This is a genomic window from Roseburia hominis A2-183 (assembly GCF_000225345.1).
GTDB classification, from domain to species: domain Bacteria; phylum Bacillota; class Clostridia; order Lachnospirales; family Lachnospiraceae; genus Roseburia; species Roseburia hominis.
The window spans coordinates 312829-334922 of sequence record NC_015977.1 but is presented as its reverse complement, the minus strand read 5'-3'; the positions used below and the strand labels follow the sequence as shown (position 1 = coordinate 334922).

22 protein-coding genes are annotated in these 22094 nt (G+C 51.2%); 1 reads left to right on the top strand and 21 read right to left on the bottom strand.

The genetic code is table 11. The annotated features are described in order from the left end of the window. Positions 1 to 64: 64 nt before the first annotated feature. From RHOM_RS01440 to RHOM_RS01370, 15 genes are all read right to left on the bottom strand, one after another. The gene (locus tag RHOM_RS01440) at positions 65 to 256 is read right to left on the bottom strand and encodes a hypothetical protein (RefSeq protein ID WP_007886609.1); all 192 of its coding nucleotides are present in this window, start codon (positions 254 to 256) and stop codon (positions 65 to 67) included. Between the two features lie 23 nt (positions 257 to 279). After that, on the bottom strand, positions 280 to 555 hold the full coding sequence (locus RHOM_RS01435) for a DUF5720 family protein (RefSeq protein WP_014078514.1): 276 nt from the start codon (positions 553 to 555) through the stop codon (positions 280 to 282). A gap of 12 nt (positions 556 to 567) precedes the next feature. Further along, on the bottom strand, positions 568 to 1497 hold the full coding sequence (locus RHOM_RS01430; RefSeq protein WP_014078513.1) for a ParB/RepB/Spo0J family partition protein: 930 nt from the start codon (positions 1495 to 1497) through the stop codon (positions 568 to 570). Further along, positions 1454 to 2275, bottom strand: a complete 822-nt coding sequence (locus RHOM_RS01425; RefSeq protein WP_014078512.1) for a ParA family protein — start codon at positions 2273 to 2275, stop codon at positions 1454 to 1456. The genes RHOM_RS01430 and RHOM_RS01425 overlap by 44 nt, the downstream gene beginning before the upstream one ends. A 464-nt stretch (positions 2276 to 2739) precedes the next feature. After that, the gene (rpsI, locus tag RHOM_RS01420; RefSeq protein ID WP_014078511.1) at positions 2740 to 3132 is read right to left on the bottom strand and encodes a 30S ribosomal protein S9; all 393 of its coding nucleotides are present in this window, start codon (positions 3130 to 3132) and stop codon (positions 2740 to 2742) included. A 17-nt stretch (positions 3133 to 3149) separates the two neighbouring features. Beyond that, positions 3150 to 3578, bottom strand: a complete 429-nt coding sequence (rplM, locus tag RHOM_RS01415; RefSeq protein ID WP_014078510.1) for a 50S ribosomal protein L13 — start codon at positions 3576 to 3578, stop codon at positions 3150 to 3152. Between the two features lie 145 nt (positions 3579 to 3723). After that, the gene (gene truA, locus RHOM_RS01410) at positions 3724 to 4479 is read right to left on the bottom strand and encodes a tRNA pseudouridine(38-40) synthase TruA (protein ID WP_044024767.1); all 756 of its coding nucleotides are present in this window, start codon (positions 4477 to 4479) and stop codon (positions 3724 to 3726) included. 46 nt (positions 4480 to 4525) lie between these two features. Next, positions 4526 to 5338, bottom strand: a complete 813-nt coding sequence (locus RHOM_RS01405) for an energy-coupling factor transporter transmembrane component T family protein (protein ID WP_014078508.1) — start codon at positions 5336 to 5338, stop codon at positions 4526 to 4528. 86 nt (positions 5339 to 5424) lie between these two features. After that, a complete protein-coding gene (locus tag RHOM_RS01400) occupies positions 5425 to 6303 on the bottom strand; it encodes an energy-coupling factor transporter ATPase (protein ID WP_014078507.1) in 879 nt (292 codons plus the stop codon). A 2-nt stretch (positions 6304 to 6305) separates the two neighbouring features. After that, positions 6306 to 7169 (bottom strand): energy-coupling factor transporter ATPase, encoded by an 864-nt coding sequence (locus RHOM_RS01395; protein WP_014078506.1) that lies wholly within the window; start codon positions 7167 to 7169, stop codon positions 6306 to 6308. 11 nt (positions 7170 to 7180) lie between these two features. Then, positions 7181 to 7684, bottom strand: coding sequence for a tRNA (cytidine(34)-2'-O)-methyltransferase (locus tag RHOM_RS01390; RefSeq protein WP_044024766.1), 504 nt, complete (start codon positions 7682 to 7684; stop codon positions 7181 to 7183). 41 nt (positions 7685 to 7725) lie between these two features. Next, positions 7726 to 8895: a pyridoxal phosphate-dependent aminotransferase gene (locus RHOM_RS01385; protein WP_014078504.1), complete on the bottom strand. Its 1170-nt coding sequence runs from the start codon at positions 8893 to 8895 to the stop codon at positions 7726 to 7728. A 1-nt stretch (position 8896) separates the two neighbouring features. Then, complete coding sequence (locus RHOM_RS01380) at positions 8897 to 9373, bottom strand: Lrp/AsnC family transcriptional regulator (protein WP_014078503.1); 477 nt, start codon at positions 9371 to 9373, stop codon at positions 8897 to 8899. Between the two features lie 13 nt (positions 9374 to 9386). After that, positions 9387 to 10370: an AIR synthase family protein gene (locus RHOM_RS01375; RefSeq protein ID WP_014078502.1), complete on the bottom strand. Its 984-nt coding sequence runs from the start codon at positions 10368 to 10370 to the stop codon at positions 9387 to 9389. Positions 10371 to 10441: 71 nt separating this feature from the next. After that, positions 10442 to 11980, bottom strand: coding sequence for a VanW family protein (locus RHOM_RS01370; protein WP_044024765.1), 1539 nt, complete (start codon positions 11978 to 11980; stop codon positions 10442 to 10444). Positions 11981 to 12347: 367 nt separating this feature from the next. Between RHOM_RS01370 and RHOM_RS01365 the strand changes: the two genes are divergently transcribed. After that, entirely contained in the window at positions 12348 to 12950 is a 603-nt protein-coding gene (locus RHOM_RS01365) for a hypothetical protein (protein ID WP_014078499.1), read from the top strand. On the opposite strand, the gene RHOM_RS01360 is transcribed toward RHOM_RS01365, so the two are convergent. The 6 genes from RHOM_RS01360 to RHOM_RS01335 form a co-directional block, all read right to left on the bottom strand. Further along, positions 12947 to 13663, bottom strand: a complete 717-nt coding sequence (locus RHOM_RS01360; RefSeq protein WP_014078498.1) for a 3'-5' exonuclease — start codon at positions 13661 to 13663, stop codon at positions 12947 to 12949. The genes RHOM_RS01365 and RHOM_RS01360 overlap by 4 nt on opposite strands. 21 nt (positions 13664 to 13684) lie before the next feature. Continuing rightward, a complete protein-coding gene (locus tag RHOM_RS01355; RefSeq protein WP_014078497.1) occupies positions 13685 to 15415 on the bottom strand; it encodes a B12-binding domain-containing radical SAM protein in 1731 nt (576 codons plus the stop codon). Next, positions 15412 to 16494, bottom strand: a complete 1083-nt coding sequence (locus tag RHOM_RS16450; RefSeq protein ID WP_014078496.1) for a GGDEF domain-containing protein — start codon at positions 16492 to 16494, stop codon at positions 15412 to 15414. The genes RHOM_RS01355 and RHOM_RS16450 overlap by 4 nt, the downstream gene beginning before the upstream one ends. Before the next feature lie 156 nt (positions 16495 to 16650). After that, entirely contained in the window at positions 16651 to 17229 is a 579-nt protein-coding gene (locus tag RHOM_RS01345; protein ID WP_014078495.1) for a manganese efflux pump MntP, read from the bottom strand. Between the two features lie 89 nt (positions 17230 to 17318). Further along, positions 17319 to 19835, bottom strand: a complete 2517-nt coding sequence (locus RHOM_RS01340; RefSeq protein ID WP_014078494.1) for a flotillin family protein — start codon at positions 19833 to 19835, stop codon at positions 17319 to 17321. Between the two features lie 21 nt (positions 19836 to 19856). After that, on the bottom strand, positions 19857 to 21974 hold the full coding sequence (locus RHOM_RS01335; RefSeq protein WP_014078493.1) for an efflux RND transporter permease subunit: 2118 nt from the start codon (positions 21972 to 21974) through the stop codon (positions 19857 to 19859). Positions 21975 to 22094: the final 120 nt, after the last annotated feature.

The window sequence follows — 22094 nt, the reverse complement described above, 5'->3', positions numbered from 1 at the left end:
CCTCACTCCTTCCGAATTTTGGGTACAAAAAAACCGCAATCCTCATTCCAAAGAATTGCGGTGTTCAACACTTTTCAAATTTTCTTGCATAGAACCAAAACAGCGGCTTTCGAGGACGCGCCTCTGTAAATGGCTCCTCCTGGGCAAAAGGAAGTGTTTGCATCACTCGGTCAATATCAGTTGATTCCATGTCATGCTGAGATTTGCAATCTTCCCGGATTGCTTCTTGAATTTCCTTTACCGTACACATAGTCATTCCTTTCCTTTCGTTGTATGAGTTTATGAGCGGCGGCGTTTTCCCGGTTTGAAATCGAGGATATGTCCCTCAATCACACGAGCGTAACGCTTGATCTTGATCTCCCGGCACTGCTGGCTTTGCAGGGCAGCCTGATACCCGTCCTCGGTCAAAAACAGCCGCATTTCCTCTCCGGGGCTGCCGTAAGCTGTGCTGGGACGCAGGACGGAAAACTCAATCATCCAGCGGGTGTTATCCCAAAATCTCTCTACGGCGAGAATCTTGTGTCCTTTCAGCTCACGGGCTGAAATATCCCTCATAGGCGGCTCCTTTCATCGTTCCTGGTCTCTCTGACGCTTTTTCTGCCATGCCTCCAGCAGCTTGATGATGGTTTCCTGCATCCGCTGGGGCGTATAGCTTTTAGGGAAATACTTCCGCAAGGTGTCAGAGGTAAATGTCACTCGGTCCAGATCGCTTTTCTTTTCCTCACCCATGATGACACGCATCATATCGAGGGTCAGATGCCCCTCCTGACTGTATTTTTTGAGCCGCTGGGCTTGAGAAAGAGAAGGGGTAGCCTGTTCGCTGTCCATCGCGTCCAACAGGTCTACCTGTTCCTCCTTTTTGAGAAAGGACAGCTCATAAGCAGGATTTAAGGCAATTTTCTTTTCATCCACCATGTCCATCAATTCAGGAATCAGCTCTGTCAGACGGATATAGCGCTGAATTTGATTTCGACTTTGCCCCACCTGTTCAGCAAGCAACTGGTCTGATCGCTTTTGTGTCCCAACTTGGGACACATTTTCTTTACTCGGTCTGCCAGCCTGTCTTTTCATGGCATCCAGCTTCATCTTGTAGGCAAATGCTCTTTCACTGGGGAGCAGACTTTCTCGTTGCAGGTTGCTGTCAACCATAATGATCGTGGCGGCATCATCATCCAAATCCCGAACAATGACCGGCATGGTCTCCTTTTCTGCCAGCTCACTGGCTCTGTGCCGCCTGTGTCCGGCTACCAGCTCATAACCGCCCTCCGGGTCTGGTCGAGCAATCGCCGGAACCAGAACGCCATACTGCTTGATACTGTCTGCGGTTTCCATCATGGCTTCGTCATCCTTGACTTTGAATGGGTGGTTCTTAAAGGGATGCAGTTCAGACAGCGGAATCTCCTGAATCTTTTCCAGCTTTGCATCCTGACGGCCTTCTTCGGTGGAGAACAAATCATCTACCGAGGCCAGCTCTATTTTTTTCGCGCTGCTTTTCAAGTTTCAACACCTCCTTCGTCAGATTTCGATACCCCTCTGCCACCTTGCCGCCAGGGTCATGGGCGAAAATACTTTTTCCCTCTGCGCTGATTTCCTTTGCCCGGACAGAATGGGGGATTTCCGTTCCAAAGACTTTGATTTTACTTCCATAGGTGTCCCGCAGCAAAGCAGCAATCTCTTTGGCAAAGTTGGTGCGGTTATCCACCATCGTCAGCAGGATACCGTCAATCTGGAGCTTTGGATTGATCTGCCGTTTCACCTTACTGACCGTAGATAGAAGCTGTTCCAGCCCTTTGGCGGGCAGATACTCTGCCTGAACGGGAATTATGATCCTGTTCGCAGCCGCCAGCGCATTGACCGTAAGCATTCCCAACGAGGGCTGACAGTCAATCAGGATATGGGAATATTGTCCCTTCAGTGTGTCCAGATATTGCCGTAAAATCGTTTCACGGCTCATGGCGTTTACCAAAGAAACCTCCATACCGGAAAGCTGAATATCCGCAGGCATCAGGTCAACGCCTTCTGCATGATGCAGAATACCTTCTCCGGGGCGTATAGGCTGATCCATCAGAATTTTGCCCATTGCATCCGACAGTGTAAATGGCAGCTTGTCTGGTTGCGGATTTCCCAAGCTGATTGTCAGGCTTCCTTGTGGGTCCCCGTCGATCAGAAGCACTTTCTTTCCGGCCTGTGCCAGACCTATTCCCAAGTTCGCACAGGTTGTTGTTTTGCCAACGCCGCCTTTCTGGTTGGCGATGGCGATGATTTGTGTGTTCATGACTTCACCTCATTTCTGATTGTTGCTGTTGTTTCTGGAAATAGAAAAAGCCGCCACTTCAAAATTAACAGTGAAGTGACGGCTCTTTCTATCGCCGGAATACGAGTTCCTGAAATGAAAAAAGCACCCAGCATTTATACTGTGTGCTACATCAAATTCATATTCAATTATTCAAATTAGCTCAAACTATGCCAAACTGCCACAGCCAAAAAACGAGGGGAAGGAGGGCTGAAAAGCACCCCAAAAATCGGCTCTCGGTTAACCACTTTGGGAACCACTTCCCCCTCTTTTTGCCCTCTTTTTGGCCAGTTAACCACTTGCGGACCACTAAAAATTGGATGAAATCGGCTCTCGTTTTGCCAAATTTGGTCAAACCATATCAGCCCGTTTAGATATAGCAAAAGCCCGGAAAACCTTGATTTTCCGGGCTTTTTGAACCATTTTGATATAGTCTGAGCAGTCGATTATCGCTTGCTGAACTGCGGAGCACGACGAGCTGCCTTGAGACCGTATTTCTTACGCTCTTTCATACGCGGATCTCTTGTTAAGAATCCAGCGGACTTTAAGATCGGTCTGTAATCAGCATCTACGTTCAGTAATGCACGGGCGATACCATGACGGATAGCTCCTGCCTGACCTGTGTAACCACCACCGCGAACGTTTACTAATACGTCAAACTTATCAGCTGTCTCTGTAGCTGCAAGCGGCTGACGAACGATAACCTTCAGTGTATCTAATCCGAAGTATTCGTCCATATCTCTTTTATTGATTGTAACCTTACCTGTACCCGGTACTAAGTATACTCTGGCAACAGATGATTTTCTTCTTCCTGTTCCGTAATATTTTGCGTTAGCCAATGTCTTTTACCTCCTCATTAAAATGTTAAAGCTTCTGGCTTCTGAGCTGCGTGCTTGTGATCCGGACCTGCGTATACGAATAACTTTGTATACATCTCTCTTCCAAGAGGTCCCTTCGGAAGCATTCCCTTAACAGCATGCTCGATCACTCTCTCCGGGTGCTTAGCCATCATCTCTTTTAATGTGGTCTCTTTCATACCGCCAACATAATCAGAGTGATTGTAGTAAACCTTCTGATCTAACTTCTTACCGGTAACCTTTACCTTCTCAGCGTTCACTACGATTACGTAATCACCTGTATCGATATGTGGTGTAAAGATTGGTTTATTCTTTCCTCTTAATACCTTGGCAACTTCAGATGCCAGGCGTCCTAATGTCATACCTTCAGCGTCAACTACATACCATTTTCTATCAATGGTAGCTGGGCTAGCCATAAAAGTCTTCATCGTTATTCCTCCTAGAAAAATGCTGTTCATCTCAGGCAGCGTGAATGTCCGGCACACTGTCCTCCATGTCATATTGTTTATAGTTAAATGGCACTCCGGGGCTTTGGAATGACATTTATTCACTATCACAGACTTACATATTATATTACACGACTCCTTGCGTGTCAATATCTTTTTCTTCCATATATTCAATTCCCATCATGGTCAGTCCGTGCGCCGGTGCGGTCGGTCCCGCAGCCTCCCTGTCGCGCGCCGCGAGGATCTGCTCTATCTGCTCCGGCTCGATCTGACCTCCGCCGACCTGTATCAGCGTCCCGGCAATAATGCGGACCATATTGTACAAAAACCCGTTGCCGGTCACCCGGATTGTGATGATGTCGTCCGCTTTTGTGACGCTGCACGCATAGATTGTCCGGACCGTGGTCTTCACCTGCGCGTTGACCGCACAGAAGCTCTTGAAGTCGTGCTCTCCTTCCAGGTACACCGCCGCCCGGCTCATCTTCTCCACATCCAGGCTGTGGTGGTAAAAGTAAGTATCCAGCCGTCTCGTCGGCATGCGGAATGTCCGGTTCAAAATGCGGTACTCATATGTCTTGCGGCTGTTCTGATAGCGCGGATGCCAGTCCGCAGGAACCTCGCAGGAATCCTGCACGACAATATCCTCGGGCAGACGCTGATTCAGCGCAAACGAAATCTTATCCGCCGGCATGCGCGTCGTCGTATCGAAAATTGCCACGTTTCCCAGCGAATGTACGCCGGAATCCGTGCGGCTCGCGCCGGTCACTGTGATCTCCTCCCCCAAAAGCGAGGAAAGATGGCGGTTCAGCACCTCCTCGATCGTGATTCCGTTGGGCTGCACCTGCCATCCTTTATAATTCGTGCCGTCGTACGCCACGATCATTTTTACACGTTTTACCTCTTTCTCCAAACCATTTCTCCTTGCAGCTTTATTGTGGCCACGGCACAAAGATTCTGCACAGAATAATGAGCGCCAGATACAGCCACATGATCAGATAGGACAGGCGGTCGCGTCCCTCATAGCGCAGCGGCTTCATCTTCGTTCTGCCCTCTCCGCCGTTATAGCAGCGCGCCTCCATCGCCATTGCAAGATCATCCGCGCGCCGGAATGCTGACACGAACAGCGGCACCAGAAGCGGGATCATGCTTTTGACTTTTTTTAACAGATTGCCACTCTCAAAATCGGCTCCGCGTGCCATCTGCGCTTTCATGATCTTATCCGTCTCCTCAATCAGAATCGGAATAAAGCGGAGCGCAATCGACATCATCATTGCAATCGCGTGCACCGGAACACCGATCTTAGAAAGCGGCATCAGCGCTTTTTCCAGACCATCTGTCAGCTGGTTCGGCGTTGTGGTCAGCGTCATGATTGAGGTTCCGAGAATCAGATAGGTCAGGCGGATCGCCATCAGCACCGCGCTGGTCACGCCTTCCTTCGTGATCGTAAAACGCCAGACGCTTACCAGTGCCTCACCGGGCGTCAAAAACAGATTGAACACCGCCGTGATTAACATCAGAATCATGATTGCCTTTAATCCCTTTACCATGAACTTAAACGGCACCTTCGACAGCTTTATGACTGTAATCAGAAATACCGTTGCAATCGCAAGCGCTGCCACGCCACGGAAGCAGAACAGGGATATGATATAGATCATTGTACTAAACAGTTTCACACGCGGGTCCAGTTTATGGATCACAGAATCTGCCGGATAATACTGGCCCAGTGTAATATCTCTCAACATGTATAAACTTCCTCCCTACCGGAATTCTTCATCGGCGCCCGCCGGTGACTCTTTCCTCCGTAAAATGATTCCTGCCGCGGCACACCTTACCGGTGAATATCGCTCCTGCCGGAATCAATTCCCGTCAATGCCTGCATCAGGCTGGCTCTGGCTTCCTCCACCGTCGTCGCCTCCGTATCCACGGAAAGCCCGTGCTCCTTCAGTTCGTGCATCAGGTAAGTCACCTGTGGAGCCGCGAGTCCGATCGTCTCCAGCTCCTTATAGTGCCGGAACACTTCCTTCGGTGTGTCGTCGAACATCACCTGTCCATGGTTCATCACGATAATGCGCTCCACATACTTGGCGACATCCTCCATACTGTGCGACACCAGAATGACCGTCATGTTTCGCTCGCGGTGCATCCGTGCCACAAGGTCTAAGATCTCGTCTCTTCCTGCCGGGTCAAGTCCCGCGGTCGGCTCATCCAGGATCAGCACCTCCGGCTTCATGGCAAGCACTCCGGCGATCGCCACACGGCGCTTCTGCCCTCCCGAGAGATCAAACGGCGACTGGTAATAAAGCTCCTCCGGCATACCAACACTGCGCAGTGCCTCAAACGCCCGCAGTCCCGCCTCTTCCTTGGAAAGTCCCTGGTTCTTCGGACCAAAGCAGACGTCATCAAAAATTGTCGTCTCGAAAAGCTGATGCTCCGGATACTGGAACACCAGTCCCACCCGGTTGCGCAGTTCTCTCAGGTCAAAATCTTCCTCATAAATATCCTGTCCATGAAAATAGATCGTTCCCGAGGTTGCCTTCATCAGACCGTTCAGGTGCTGGATCAGCGTTGACTTGCCGGAACCGGTATGTCCGATGATGCCGATGAACTGTCCGTCCTTAATCTCAAGGTTCACATCCTTTAACGCCTGAATCTGGTACGCGGTCTCCTCACTATATACAAAATTCACTTTATCTAAAATAATTGACATTTCTACTCTCCGATCTGTGCCACACGAAGAATCGCGTCCACAAGTTCCTGGCGGTGCAGCACACCGACGGGTACATCAATGCCGGACTGGCGCAGCAGATCTGCTAAAATCGTCACCTGCGGCACATCCAGTCTGTACTCCTTGAGTTTTCCCACCTGGGAGAACACTTCCCGCGGTGTTCCCTGCATGACGACTTTTCCCTGATCCATCACGATCACCTTGTCGGCGTCCACGACTTCCTCCATATAATGTGTGATCAAAATGATCGTCACGCCTTTTTTCCGGTTCAGTTCATGCGCCGTGCGGATGACTTCCTTCCGCCCGTTCGGATCAAGCATGGCAGTCGGCTCGTCGAGCACAATGCACTTCGGTTCCATCGCCATGACCCCGGCGATCGCCACGCGCTGCTTCTGTCCGCCGGAAAGCTTGTTCGGCGAATGATGACGGTACGAGAGCATCCCTACCGCACCAAGGCTTTCTTCCACGCGCTTCCAGATCTCATCCGTCGGCACGCCGATATTTTCCGGTCCGAAGCCGACATCCTCCTCCACGACGCTCGCAATGATCTGGTTGTCCGGATTCTGAAATACCATACCCGCAGTCTGACGCACCGCAAATGTATTCTCTTCCTTTGTGACATCCCTGCCATCCACCCAGAGCGAGCCTTCGCTCGGCAGAAGGAGCGCGTTAATGTGTTTTGCAAGCGTGGATTTGCCGGAACCATTGTGTCCTAAAATGGCAATAAAATCTCCCGCTTCCACATCCAGATCGACGTGGTCGAGCGCTGTGGAGATGGACTCCACATTGCCCTCCTCATCGCGTCTGATATATTCATGAACCAACTGTCTTGCCTTGATAATTCCCATCTGTACCCTCTCTAATCTTCCCAGCGCAGCCGGTGCAGCTCGCCCTGCAGCTTCATGTGGTCAAACTCATTCTGCCGCAATGCCTCATACAGCACAATCGCAACCGAATTGGATAAATTGAGTGACCGCGTCTCGCCGATCATCGGAATCCGCACACAGGTGTCCGGATTGGCTTTTAAGATCTCCTCCGGAATCCCGGCACTCTCTTTTCCAAACATAATGTAGCAGTCCGGCTCATAGGATACCTCAGTGTATACATGTCTGCCCTTCGTCGTCGCCATATAAATTTTAGCGCCCGGGTTCTTCTCGCAGAAATCTTCCCAGTTGACATAGGTGGTCACATCCAGTTCACTCCAGTAATCCATGCCCGCACGCTTGATTGCTTTCTCATCCAGATGGAATCCCAGCGGTTCGATCAGGTGCAGTCTTGTCCCTGTCGCCACGCACGTTCTGCCGATATTTCCGGTGTTTGCCGGAATCTCCGGCTCATATAATACAACATTCAGCTTTGCCATGTCAGTCTCCATTCGGGAGGAAACGCCCTCCTCCCTTTTTCTTATGATCTCTTGCGAAGATCTGTGATAAACGCCTCCATGCGGTTCATCGCCTTCTTCAGGTTATCCAGCGAGTAAGCATAGGAAATGCGCACAAATCCCTCTCCGCAGTCTCCGAACGCAGTGCCCGGGACAACGGCTAATTTCTGCTGATTGAGCAGCTCCGTCGCAAATTCTTCGGACGTCATTCCGAACTCCTTGATGCACGGGAACACGTAAAATGCGCCAAACGGCTCAAAACAGGACAATCCCATCTCTTTAAACCGGTGCAGCAGATAGCGGCGTCTGCCGTTATACTCCTCGCGCATGGCAGCCACATCCTCATCTCCGTTGCGCAGTGCCTCCACGCCCGCATACTGGCTGGTGGACGGCGCACACATAATCGCGAACTGATGAATCTTTAACATCTGCTCGATGATGATGCGCGGTCCGCACGCATACCCCAGACGCCAGCCTGTCATGGCATGGGATTTGGAGAAACCGTTGATCACGATCGTCCGGTCACGCATTCCCTGCAGGGAGGCAATCGTCACATGCCGCTCCAGATACGTCAGCTCCGAGTAGATCTCGTCGCTAATGACATAAAGGTCGTGCTCTCTTACGATGTCCGCGATCTTTTCCAGATCTTTTTTCTCCATAATGGCGCCGGTCGGATTATTCGGGAACGGCATCACCAGAAGCTTGGTCTTCGGTGTGATGGCAGCCTCCAGCGCTTCCGGTGTCAGACGGAATTCATTCTCCGCCTTCAGCTCAATGATCACCGGAACGCCTCCTGCAAGCACGGCGCACGGCACGTAGGACACGTAGCTCGGCTGCGGGATTAAAACCTCATCTCCCGGATCAAGCATGGCGCGCATCGCCGCATCGATCGCCTCGCTGCCTCCGATCGTCACCATGATCTCATGATCCGGATCATAGGACACCCCGTAATGCCGGTCCAGATAATGGTCGATCTCCACTTTTAATTCCTTGAGTCCGGCATTGGATGTATAGTGTGTCTTTCCTTTTTCCAGGGAATAAATACCCTCGTCGCGGATATGCCACGGGGTATCAAAATCCGGCTCGCCGACACCCAGAGAGATCGCGTCCTTCATCTCATGGACGACGTCAAAGAACTTTCGGATACCAGACGGCTGGATCGTTGTGATTGTCTTATTTAACGGATCTCTCATCTTACATCTCTATCCTTTCATCTTTGGGCTGCTCTGCCATTACGGTTCCATGATCCTTATACTTCTTCAGGATGAAGTTGGTCTTCGTGCTGAGCACGGAATCCAGCGGGGAAAGCTTATCAGACACGAACTGCGAAACCTCGCGCAGGGTCTTTCCCTCGATCGTCACCATAAAATCAAAGCCTCCGGAGATGAGGTAAACGGAATTGACCTCCGGATAGTTGTAGATCCGCTCTGCCACCTTGTCAAAGCCCATGCCGCGCTGCGGTGTCACACGGACCTCGATTAACGCGGTCACCTTCTCAATGCCCGCTTTATCCCAGTCGATCAGTGTGTGGTAGCCGCAGATAATGTGCTCCTCTTCCATTTTCTCAAGCTCATTCATAACCGTTGTCTCATCGACACCGAGCACAATGGCAAGCTCCTTTAAGTCAATCCGGCTGTTCTTCTCTATAAATGTCAAAATCTTTTCACGCATCGCTTCTTCTCCTTTATATCGCCTTATATAATTCGTCCGCCTTCGGAGGCTCCAAAAATCTGCGCTCCTCCTCGTTCAAAAGGACGCGGTCGTTCCCCGCGGTTGCCTTTCCGATAATCGTTGCAGGGATTCCTGCCTTCTCCAGTTCTCTTACCAGCAGATTGCCATCCTCTGCCGCCATCAGCATACAGCCGCTGGAAATCAGCTGGTAGGGGTTGATTCCGAAAAATTCACAGACCTCAATGGTCTCCTGACGGACCGGTATCTTTTTCAAATCGATTTCAAGTCCGACGCCAGATGCTTCCGCCATTTCCCAGAGCGCACCGAATATTCCGCCCTCTGTGACGTCATGCATTGCACTAACGCCAGACTTGACGGCGACTGCGGCCTCTGATTGTACCGATATATAAGCATCCAGTGCTTTTGCCTTCTCGACAAAAGGCACCGAGAACTTTGTCTTTAGTTCTGTCTCTTTTTCCTTTGCGATAATGGAAGTTCCCTCAATTCCGATCCACTTTGTGACAAGAATATCCATACCCGGTCTCGCCCCTCCGGTCGAGATCAGACAGCCATCCTTCACTTTGCCGACACCGCAGACGGAGATCACCGGCTGATTGACCACCGCCGTCACTTCCGTGTGTCCCCCCATCACCTGGATCTTTGCCTTGGCGCAGGCTTCCTCCACTTGTGCCATCATGGCACGCAGTTCGGGCTCCTCCACGCTCTCCGGCAGCAGCACCGTGAGCAGCACGCCCACCGGCTCCGCCCCCGCGCTTGCCAGATCATTCACTGTAATCTGAATCGCAAGTGTCCCGATGTCCTTCGCCGTTCCGGTAATCGGATCTGTGGACATCACAAGCGTCTCATCCTCTGCCAGCTTGATCGCGGCGCAGTCCTCTCCGACGCCGGCTCCTAAGACAACCTCGGGGCGTCTGGTATGTATTTGTTTGAATACGGAGCGCTTCAGTACGCTCTCCGGCAGTTTTCCGATCTTCATCTGTGTTCTCCCGTTTATTTACAGCTTAAGGCTGTCTCTTCTGAGGCAGCCTTAAACAATCTCTTATACTTTTATTCTCCGCCTGTGATCTGGCTCTCATCCACCGTTCCGGTAATCGCCTGCTCTTCCTGCGACGGCTGTTCTACCGGTGCCGGATTTAAGATTGCTGCCGCACTCGCCGCATAAGGTGCAACCGCCGCATTGATGGTTGCCTCATCCCCGGTCGCAAGCGCCGCGCCAATCACCGCAGACACATTCGGGTCTGCTGATGCCGTTCCCACGTTTACAATCTTCGGAGACGCCTTGTAGGTACTCTTATTAAAAATCTCCCGGCTCTCCTCCACACCGTCTACCGTGACAACTTTCCAAAGTCTTGCCACATAGCCGATATGCTTGCCCTGCGCAGTCTTCATATAACCCGCCGGATCTCCGGTCGCCACATACTGTGTGCCCGGATCCTGCTCGGATACCACTTCACTCTCATAGGTCACAACCCGGTTCGACGGTCTCGTGTCATGTCCGTAGATCTTAAAGGTGACATTCTTTCCCTCAGTGTATCCCTCAATATAAATCGGAATGTCCTGATTATTGACAAAACGCAGATCCTTGTAATCGCCTGCAATCGCTGCGTCCATGGATGGCTTCACATAGCTTACGATCATGGAATGATTCGAGCGCTGCGTGATCTCAAGCTCTGCCAGAATGACCGCATTGTACAATGTCGTAGATACCTGGCACACACCGCCGCCGTAGGACTCGACCGTCTGACCGTTCTCATAAGCTCCTGCCAGTTCGTATCCGTTTGCCGCATCCAGCGGTCCGATCGCTTCATAGACGGAAAATTCCTCGCCCGGATAAAGCAGTGTACCATTGATCTTGCTGGTTGCATTGGAGATGTTGTCGCAGCGGTTCTGACCGGAATCCTTGTAATTCGTCGTATAGCTTCCCATCATATCCGTGATCTGCTCCAGATCTTCCTCGCTGCCGCGCGGCTCCACCACTTCCGCCACGAGCTCGATCTCGGCGTTGCCACCGTCCCACTCACTGCTGATATAGTTCTCGATCGCCGCAATGGAATCCTCCACGTTGACCTCGATGCCCTGCTCGCCCTTAATGATCTTAAACGCACCGTTCTCACGAACCAGACCATTATCCACAGCCTCCTGGTTCAGCTGCGCCGCTTTCTCGGAAAGGATGGATGCCACCGCATCGGAATCCACATCCAGTGAGAGTGCAATCACTTTGTCCCCCTGCTGCAGATCCTTCTTGTCCTTGTACCGCTTGATGAGGTTGCCGCTTCTGCCGACATCTATCGCCTCGTCCACCACGTTTAAATTGGAAAAAGATATTCCCAGATCAGCCGCCGTCACGGAAACGCTCTTATCGCCGGTCTTCAATGTCATCTCCGCCGAATCTGCGCTCTCCACGTACGCTTCTACCGCGCTGACCGCTTCTTCCTCCGTCATGCCGCCCACATAAATATTGCCAATATAGACACCGTCCTCAATCGTCTCCGTCCCCTGTGCTCTCATGGAAACCGGTGCCGCCAGCAATGCACAAAGTGCCACCGCACCTCCAAACAATGTCAAAAAACCTGTTCCCTTTTTCATATTCTTCCCTCTGAAATATCTGTTCTCTGCTCTGCTAACGCCTGTTTTGCCAAGCATATACTCTGCTTCCGCTCATTATAGCCCATACGCGCCTTTCTTTTCAAGGTGCATAAACACGAATATGTTTGACTCACTCTGAGATTTTTAGTATATTTTACATGAAAGCAAAACGGCGGAATGCGCTTATAATAACGCTGCAAGCACCGTTGTCAGAAGCATGGCTGCCACAACCACAATGATGATTCCTGCAAGCAGTTTTTTATTCTTTTTTTTACCAAAATCGTACATTTCGTTCTACCACCTTTCCGTTCACGCCCTGTATACCGCGCGAACCTTTTACACTATACCACAAGAAGGGATGATTCTCATGATTTTTTTAGGACTTTTTATCTTTTTTGTATGTATGTTCGCTTATCTGCGCCATAAAAGCACCGCTGCCGAAGAAGCCGCAGCCGAGAGCTTCTGGAACCGCGAGAACGAAGCAAACCACACACGCCGCAAGGACATCAGCGGACTTCCCTATATTACCATACCTCTTGCCGATTTTCCAATGGGTATCTATGACAATCCCGAATTAAAAAAATATGAGGAGACTCTCCAATCGCTTGCCGGACAGAAAATCTTAAACCTCGGCGGCAAGACCAACACCGATCTCAAACTGGAGTACGGCGTTGCCAATCTGGAAACGCTCTCCGCCTGTGACGAGAACTACACCACCCTCTGCCGCACCATCTATGAGTACGCCGAATGTTTGAAAAAGCTCGGTCATGACGCGGAGGCAGTCCGGGTTCTCGAGTACGGCATCAGCTGCGGGTCCGATCACAGCGGAAACTACCGGATGCTCGCAGACTATTATCTAAACGCCAGGGATTCCGCCGCACTCGACCGTCTTCTCGCCTCTGCCAGAGCACTGGAATCCCCCAGACAGAGTGCCATCGTAGCACTGCTCGAGGAAAAAGTAAATGCTTAATCCCGGGGCATCCGCCCGTGCACGGCGATCCAGCGGTCAAGCAGTCTCGACGCCTCACTCCGCGTCATCTGCTCCGGGATCTCCGTCTCCGGGATGCCGTAATGCGCAGCATATTTCTTGAGACCATCCATCTGACGCCCCGTTGCGGGCGTCTGTTTTTTTGTGCGGTAACAGAGCGCATACGGCAGAAACGCCTCCGGCTGTACCGTACCGTACTCCTGTTTTAATCTCTCCAGCACGATTCCGGTCGCCATCGCATCATCGAGTGCACGGTGCGCCCTCGCACGCCCGATTCCGAAATAGGTACACAGGCTTTCCAGATCCTTTTTCTGCTCCGCCGGGAGAAAGCGCCTTGCCAGCTTTAAGGTATCCACGGCATTTCGCTCAAATGTCTGCCTGTGGTTGACCGCCCACTGTTTCAGAAAACTGTAATCAAAAATCACATTCTGACCGACCAGCACATCGTCCCCCAGAAATGTAAAAAATTCCTGCATCGCCTCTTCCGGTTCCCTGCCGTCTGCCGCCATCTCCGGCGTGATGCCCGTCAGTTCTACCACACGCTCTGACAGTTCCCGCCCGCACTTTAAAATAGCGCCATACGTTTCCGTCTGTCTGCCGTCTCTGACGCGCACGGCTCCCACTTCCAGAATGGCATCCGTCTTCGCATTCAATCCCGTCATCTCAAGATCAATGACCACATAATCCTCTAACAATCTATTCTCCCCTCTTTCCGGTTATTCCCCGGAATACTCCAGATATTCATGCTGCGCCTGATGATCGAGCGGATCTCTTCTGGTATAGTCAAATCTCACATAGACCGGATCTTCCAGCCTCTCCGGGAGCGATGCGGTATCCTGTCTGTGACCGGAAAACCGGTAGAAAAACCGCTCAATGTGCGACTGCTTTCCATTTTTACCATACTGACGCGTCATCTGTTTCCATTCATTCGCATCTGCTGCCCACGCGGGTCTGCTTCCGAGATTCTCTCTTTCATACAGGTCATATACCAGACCCTCTCCAAGCACTGGGAGCACCCCCGGCCTACGCTCTTTTGCAAATTCCAGCAGGATCTCCGCCCTGCGCATCCTGGAATGACCCATTCCAAAATAACCGTGCTCCTCATAAAAAGTTCCCAGTTCCGCAAACATGGCAAACGCACTCGCATACTGCGTCTCCAGAAGCCGGATTGCTGTGGCGTACTGTCCGCTGTTGTAATACACCTCGAGCATCTCTTCCACCTGCCGGATGCGAAGGATCTCCCCGAACCCCAGCCAGTTTGTCTTAAGCACCTCATACGGCGGTCTGCTGCGGTAGATCAGACCATACTCTGTGGCATGCTCATACATGTAAGAACCTTTTAGCACTTTTAAAAATCCAAGCTGAAGCTGATTGGGCTTTAACGCGTAAATCTCATCAAACGAACGCGCAAATGTCTCATAGCCCTCATAGGGCAGACCTGCGATCAGATCCAGATGCTCGTGAATATTCTCTTTTTCCTGGATGCTCCTTACTACCGCTTTCAGGCGGTCCAGCTGCATCGTCCGGTGAATCTCGGTGATTGTGGCGTCGTTCGTGGACTGCACGCCGATCTCCAGCTGGATCAGTCCCGGCCGCATCTGACCGATCAGCGCAATCTCCTCATCCGTCAGAAGATCGGCAGATATCTCAAAATGGAAGTTGGTCACGCCATTATCATGTTCGATTAAAAACTTCCAGATCTCCATGGCATGTTCATGCCTGCAGTTAAAGGTGCGGTCCACAAACTTCACCTGCGCGACTTCCTGCTCCAGAAAAAATGCCAGTTCTTTTTTCACCCGCTCCACATCCCGGAACCGCAGTGTCTTTTCCACCGAGGAAAGACAGTAACTGCACCGGAACGGACACCCTCTGCTCGATTCATAATAGATGATGCGGTTCCGGAAATCTTCGACGCCTCCGTAGCAGAACGGAATCCGGTTTAAATCCAGCGGCTCGCGCGCTCCGGTTTTTACAAGGCTCTCTCCGGCACGGTACATGATTCCCTTGATTCCCGAAAGATTCATCTTCTCCGCCATCTCACCGATACCCGCTTTTGCGTAACTCTCGCACAGTTCCAGAAAAGTCTCTTCTCCCTCGCCGACCATCACCCCGGTCACCTGCGGATGCTCCTTTAGAAACGCCTCTGTCTCATAAGACACTTCCGGACCTCCGACCCAGATCGGCACTTCGGGGCAGATCTTGTGGTACTCGTCCATCAGCTGTTCCACATAGTCCAGATTCCAGATATAACAGGAAAAGCAAAGCACATCCGGCTTTGCCTTATAGATTCCTTCCAATATGTAGTCTATCGTATGGTTAATCGTATATTCCCCGATCTCCACCTGCGCCCCGCCGGTGCCATAAGCCTCCGCATAGGCGCGCAGATCATACACTGCCAGATTTGAGTGAATGTATTTTGCATTCACCGCCGTCAACAATACTTTCATCGTCTCACCTGATTCTTGCCCTCTCTTTTTGCGCGGTAAAGAGCAGCGTCCGCCACTTCAAAAAATGCGCTGGCACCCGCATAAGCCCTGTCGTACTCCGCCACACCGATGCTCACGGAAAACGACCGCTCCCCCTGCGGCGTTGTAAACATTTTCTGTTCAAACTCCTGCCGGATCTGCTCCGCCATCTCTTCCGCCTGTCCGACTCCCGCTCCCTTAAATATGATGGCAAACTCCTCGCCGCCATAGCGGGCACAGAATCCCGCCGCGCCTTTGTGTCTGGCGCAGATGTCTGCCACTTCTTTTAAAACGACATCTCCAAACGCATGTCCGTAGGTATCATTGACATTCTTAAAATTATCAATATCGATCACCGCAAGCGAAAAACGCTCCCGGTTCTCCTCGTACCTTCTCTGGTAATACTCTAACTCCTCATAAAAGCTTTCATGGTTGTAGAGCTTGGTCAGGGAATCCCGCTTGGAACGCTCATCGTTCACGATCGCCGAATCGTTGACCAGTTCCAGCGCCACCAGCATACCGCACACCGTTCCCACGAAGATGCTGCCCTCAATAAACGGGGTTGTCAGCGGGAAATAAGAACTGGCAGGTATAAAATAGACACAGTCCAGCACATAGGCTGCAACGAGCAGCGCCGCCTGCACAAGCGTCATGACCTGGTCTTTGTAGAGCGGCGTCAGCAGCATCGGCAGCAACAGAACCATCGGCATCAGCGTCACGCTCGTATGCACCCACGCCATCACAGCCGCGTAGGATGTCAGCAGGAATATGGCGCATCCCGCCATCGCCCGTCTGCTGTATACACGCTTCTGTCTGCCGGTCAGCAGGCGGTACACAAAAAGAAGCAACAGCTGCAGCCCGCTCGGCCGCACAATGAACAGCCATCCATAGCGCAGTCTGCCGCAGTCTGCAGTCGGCTTAAAAAACAGAAACAAAAACAGTTCTGTGATTAACACCACGCCCCAGATCTTCCAGCCCATCGAAAAGAAGCTCGCGCTCCACTCCTTCCAGCTTTCGCCACTCAGCCATTCATAGCTGCTGTCATGTCTGATCTTCTCCATCTTTTCCCCTCATTACGAAACGTAATACTTTCTTCCTAGAATATTATACTGTATCACACCGATTCTTTCAACGACGAGTAAACGCACCCCGATCAGAAAAAACCAGAGACAGCTCCCCAACCGTCTCTGGTTCTATTTGAAATACTCTCCCTCTTTTTAGCACATGATGTGTCTTACAATCACATCGATGCCGGCAATCCAAAGCAGAAGCGCTCCGCCGACATATGCTTTTGTCTTGTGCTGAAATCCCAGATGATAACCCGTATACACGCCAAGCACAACGAATGCAATCGTCATACATACGATGATGATCAGCATCAGCGCAACGTTCGTCCCCAGGAATCCGAATGCGATCCCCGCAAGCAGCGTATAGATGCTTGTCACCGCAGTCATCCTCAGGAACTTTTTCACATCAAGGCTCTCCTCCCGGCGCTCATTGACCCATTCGTTCTTGATTGCCTTCGCAATCAGACGGATGCCGAGTCCGAAAAAGATCACCGCCGCAATCACAAGTCCTACAAAATTCTCATCGTGTGCCAGCTCATTTCTGTAAAGGAGACCGGACAGATAGTTCCCGAGCGCCAGCGCGCAAAGCTGCCATACAGCGATCAACGCGCAGATGACGGACAACTGTTTTTTGTCCACTTTTGCGACCAATGCGCCCTGGCACTCCATCGCCGCGAAAATATCAAGCGACACTCCCGCTATAATCAGAACATTCTCTATCCAGTTCATTTCCGTCCTCCCTCACATGACTCCTTATTATTATACTCTCTTCTTACAATATTTCCAGAACAAATACGGATTTATTGAGACAATTTTCATTAGTCCTCTTTCACCGCATCTGTCTTGTAGATGAACTTAATGCTTCCGTTCACGCCGTCCGCAATATCCGTGTAGGTCTGATAGTCCTCACCGGCATCCAGAACCGCCTGGATACGATCCATCAGAGGCTCAATATCACCGTGGTAGGAATTTAAGATCTTCTCAATTCCCTCCTCGTTGAAGGTAACGATTCCGTCTGCCAGCTGATGTGCGCCGTCCGATAACTGATCCACACCGTCGATCACTGCGTCGGTACCATCACTTAACGCGTTGACGCCATCGTTGAGCTTCTGATTGTTGGAAACCAGTTCTGCACTTCCGTTCTTAAGCTGCGCCACACCGGATGTCAGTGCCGGTACCGCATCTGCCAGACTCTGGGTACCATTAGCCAGTGCTCTCGCTCCGGTTACCAGACTGTATCCGCCCGAGCTCTGCTGCTCAATACTTGCCGCCATCGTGGACTTTGTCTGTTCTGCCGCTGACACGGCTGCCGTTCCGGCCGCTGCTTTCGCTCCGGTTACTGCTGCCTCCCCGGCTGCGATCTTCGCTCCGGTTACCGCCGCTTCCCCGGCCGCCTCCTTCGCTCCGGTTACCGCTGCCTCTCCGGCTGCCAGCTTCGCTCCGGTTACCGCCGCTTCCCCGGCTGCGATCTTCGCTCCGCCTAAGGCTGCCTCTCCGGCTGCTTCCAGTGCTGCCTGCTTTGCTGCATTTGCAACGCCCTGTGCCAGGGTATCTACCGCTCCGCCCATCGCAGTTGTGATTGTATTTCCAAACTGCGCTGCAATCTGCTGCTGTGCGGCTGCGATCTCAGCTGCATGATTTGTCTGAATCTCTGCTGCCGTCTCTGTCGGATACTGCGCCGCGATCGTTGCAAACGCCGCTCCGTTAATCAGGGTCTGCACATCCGCGGAAGATGTCAGGGCGCCCGTCATGCTGCTCATATTCGCGCCGATCTCCTGCGCCGCCTGATTCTTGACCTCATCATACTTGCCATTATCAAACTTTGCGGTTACCTGCTGTGTCGCCTGATTCTTAATCGCTTCCGCCTGACCGTCCACTACTGCCTCTGCCTGTGTCTTAATCGCTTCTGCCTGCGCATCTACCACTGCAGATGCCTGACTCCTGATCGCTTCTGCCTGTGCATCTACCGTGGAAGATGCCTGATTTTTAATCGCTTCTGCCTGCGCATCTACCGCAGCGGATGCCCGGTTCTTGATCGCCTCTGCCTGTGCATCCACTGCGGACGATGCCTGTGTCTGCATCGCTGCCTTCTCCTGATCGGTGAAGGAAGTCTTTAAAGTATTGTCTAACAGTTCTACGCCGTCCGCAATCGTTGCCGCACTGCTGTTCAATGTGCCGACACCGTTAGATAATGTCGGAATGCTGTCGGAAAGCTGCGTGATACCGCTTGCGATTTTTCCCGCTCCGTCCGTGTATGCATGAACGCCGGACTGCAGGGTGCCAACGCCGTCCTTAAAGTCGCCCATCTTGGACTTCAAGGTGTCTACGCCGTCTGCCAGTTCTGCGGAACCGTCGGTCAGCTGATCCATCGCGTCTGCGAGAGTATCAAATACCTCATCCAGCTTCGAGGTGTCATTGTCACTGTCGGCGCTGATGAAGTTCGTTGCATTCATAACCACCGTCATCGTGGTATCAAGCTTGAAGTTCTCAACCTTTGCCTTTACCTCAACGTAATCCGGAATGGTGACATCCCCGTCGAAATCGTCATCCTTTACGTTCAGGCTTTCCTTCAGTCCCGGAAGTGCATAGCCAACCACGACATTGTTGCTTCCGTCGGAGATCACCTTACCGTTTTCCACCTCGATATCCGAGAATTCATCTCCGAGGATCATGCCGCTGACTGCCATAAACGGTACATAGATGTCTTCGTCTTTTCCGTCAATCTTCGCTGTCACTTTCTGGTTGTTCGTGTAGTCGAACCGGATCGTAACCTCACCGGATTTTCCGGCAAGCTCCTCCGGTGTCACTTCCTTGCCGTCCAGATAGTAGGTCAGCTTCTGTGTCACCGGCAGCTCGCTCTCTGACGTTCCCTGGTAGAAAATGTCATTGCCGTCTGCCTGCCATGTCACTTTATTGCCGCTTTGTGTAAAGGTCTCATCGCCTTTTACATTTTCAATATCTTTTAATGTGGACGCATCTTCCAGCGTATCCTTGTCATCGTTGTTGATCAGATGATCGGAGACAATGATTTTCTGCTCCTTGCCGGTATTGTCGGCGATGACATATACTGTCTCTTCTTTTCCGATCTCTTTCTCGCTTACTTTGCTTCCGTTATCCAGCAGATCCTTTAAGCTGCTCTCGGCATCTTCCGTATCTTCCGCCTCCTCAGAAACTTCCGTCTCCTCCACGGTCTCTGTGGCAGCGCTGCCTGCCTTTGCCGCATTCACACTGTAGACGGAGGAACCTGTTGCAACAAGCGTAACGACCAGGACTCCGGCAATAATGCGGATTGCATATCTATTTTTGAATTTTGATTTTAACTCTGGTAATTTCATGGTTTTTACCTTCCTTTCCCGTTACTGTACCGATACATTGTTTTCCGACACATTCACCGTCGTGCCCTTTTTATTGCGAAATCCCATGCTCGTCGCACAGATCAGTTTATCAAAAATCATAAACATGGACGGCAGAATGAAAATAACGACAAACATACTGATGATTGCTCCGCGTGCCATCAGAATACACAGGGAACTGATCATATCAATATTGGAATACATGCCGACACCGAAGGTCGCTGCAAAGAAGCTGAGCGCACTGACAATGATCGACTGGATGGAGCTGCGGAGTGCCGTCGCAATCGCTTCCTTCTTGTCCGCCCCGTTGTAGCGAAGCTTCTTGTACTTTGTTGTCATGAGAATCGCATAATCGACCGTCGCGCCGAGCTGAATCGTACCGATGACGATAGAAGCGATAAACGGCAGCGTCGTGTGCGTATATGCCGGAATACCCATGTTGATAAAAATGGCGAACTCAATGACCGCCACCAGAATGACCGGCAGTGACACTGACTTAAATACCAGTGCGATAATCACGAAAATTGCACCGATCGACACGATGCTGACTGTCTTAAAGTCCTGATCTGTGATCTCAATCAGATCCTTCGTACACGGTGCCTCACCGATTAACATGGCAGAGGAATCATATTTTTTGATGATATTGTTGATCTCCTCGCACTGCGCGTTCACTTCATCAGAAGCAACCGCATATTCCGAGCCGACCACCATCATCTGATAATCGCCGTTGATCAAGACGTCTTTTACGTCATCCGGGATAAACTCCCTCGGGATGCCTGGTCCTACCAGCGAGTCAAAGCCAAGCGCCATCTTCACGCCATCCACCTTGCTGATCTCATCCAACATTGCGCTGGCATCTTTTGCGGAGAGACTGCTGTCCGCAATGATCATGTGCGTCGCACCCATCTCAAAGTCTTCGTTTAACTTATCGTTCGCAGTAATACTGCTTAAGCTCTTCGGCAGTGTTCCCGCAAGATCGTAATACACATCCGTGTGTGTGTAGCCGTAGATTGCCGGGCCCAACACCACCAGAAATACGATCAGGAATACGCCGTAATGGCGCACGATCCAGTCTGCAATCCGTCCCAGATCCGGGATGATAACCTTGTGCTTCGTCTTCTCGATCGCCTTGTCAAATACAAGCAGCAGCGACGGCAGCACCGTAACGCAGCAGATAACGCCGAGAACAACACCCTTTGCCATGACAATTCCAAGATCCATACCAAGTGTAAAGCTCATGAAACACAGTGCCACGAAACCAGCCACCGTCGTGATGGAGCTTCCGACCACCGATGTGATCGTATTAGAAATCGCATGCGCCATCGCACGTTTTTTATCTCCCTGAAAACGCCCCTGCTGCTCTTCGTAACTGTGCCAGAGGAAAATGGAATAATCCATCGTCACACCCAGCTGTAAGACCGCCGCGAGCGCCTGTGTCACATAGGAAATCTCTCCCTTGAAAACATTGGTACCCAGATTGTATACAATCGCCATTCCGATACTGAGCAAAAAGAAAATCGGTGCCAGAGCCGAATCCATCGTAAGTGACAGGACAATGACTGCCAGTACAACCGCAATCAGCACATAGACCGGGGTCTCCTTGTTCGACAGATTCTTGATATCTGTAACCACTGCCGACATACCGCTGATATAGCACTGATCTTTTACCACACCGCGCAGTTCCTCAATCGCATCCATCGTCTCGTCCGCGGACATCGATGTATCGTATAACACTGCGAGCAAGGTGCTGTCCTTCTCATCATTATTAAAGAAATCATAGATCTCATCCGGCAGCATCTCCATCGGAATGCTGATGTCCGCCAGTGAATCGTACCAGATCACTGATTTTACGTGAGGAACTTCCTCCATCTGCTCCCGCATTGCAGATATGTCCTTCGCGTCCATACCCTCCACTACACAAAACGAGAATGCTCCCGTTCCAAACTCGTCAAGCAGGAGATCCTGCCCCTTCATCGTCTCAATCTCTTCCGGCAGATATGTCAGGATATCATAATTCACTCTCGTGTTAAAATATCCGATTGCCGACGGTATCAATAAGAAAATACTGAGAATCAAAATCGGTATTCGCAGCTTGACGACCGCTTTTCCAAATTTAATCATGGTCCCTCTCTCCTTTCCATAAAAGCATTGTATAAAAAAAAAGACTGAATATGAAAATATTCAATCTTTTCTCCGTGTATCGGGTTATTATACACTCGACCCGAAATGTATAACTATCTA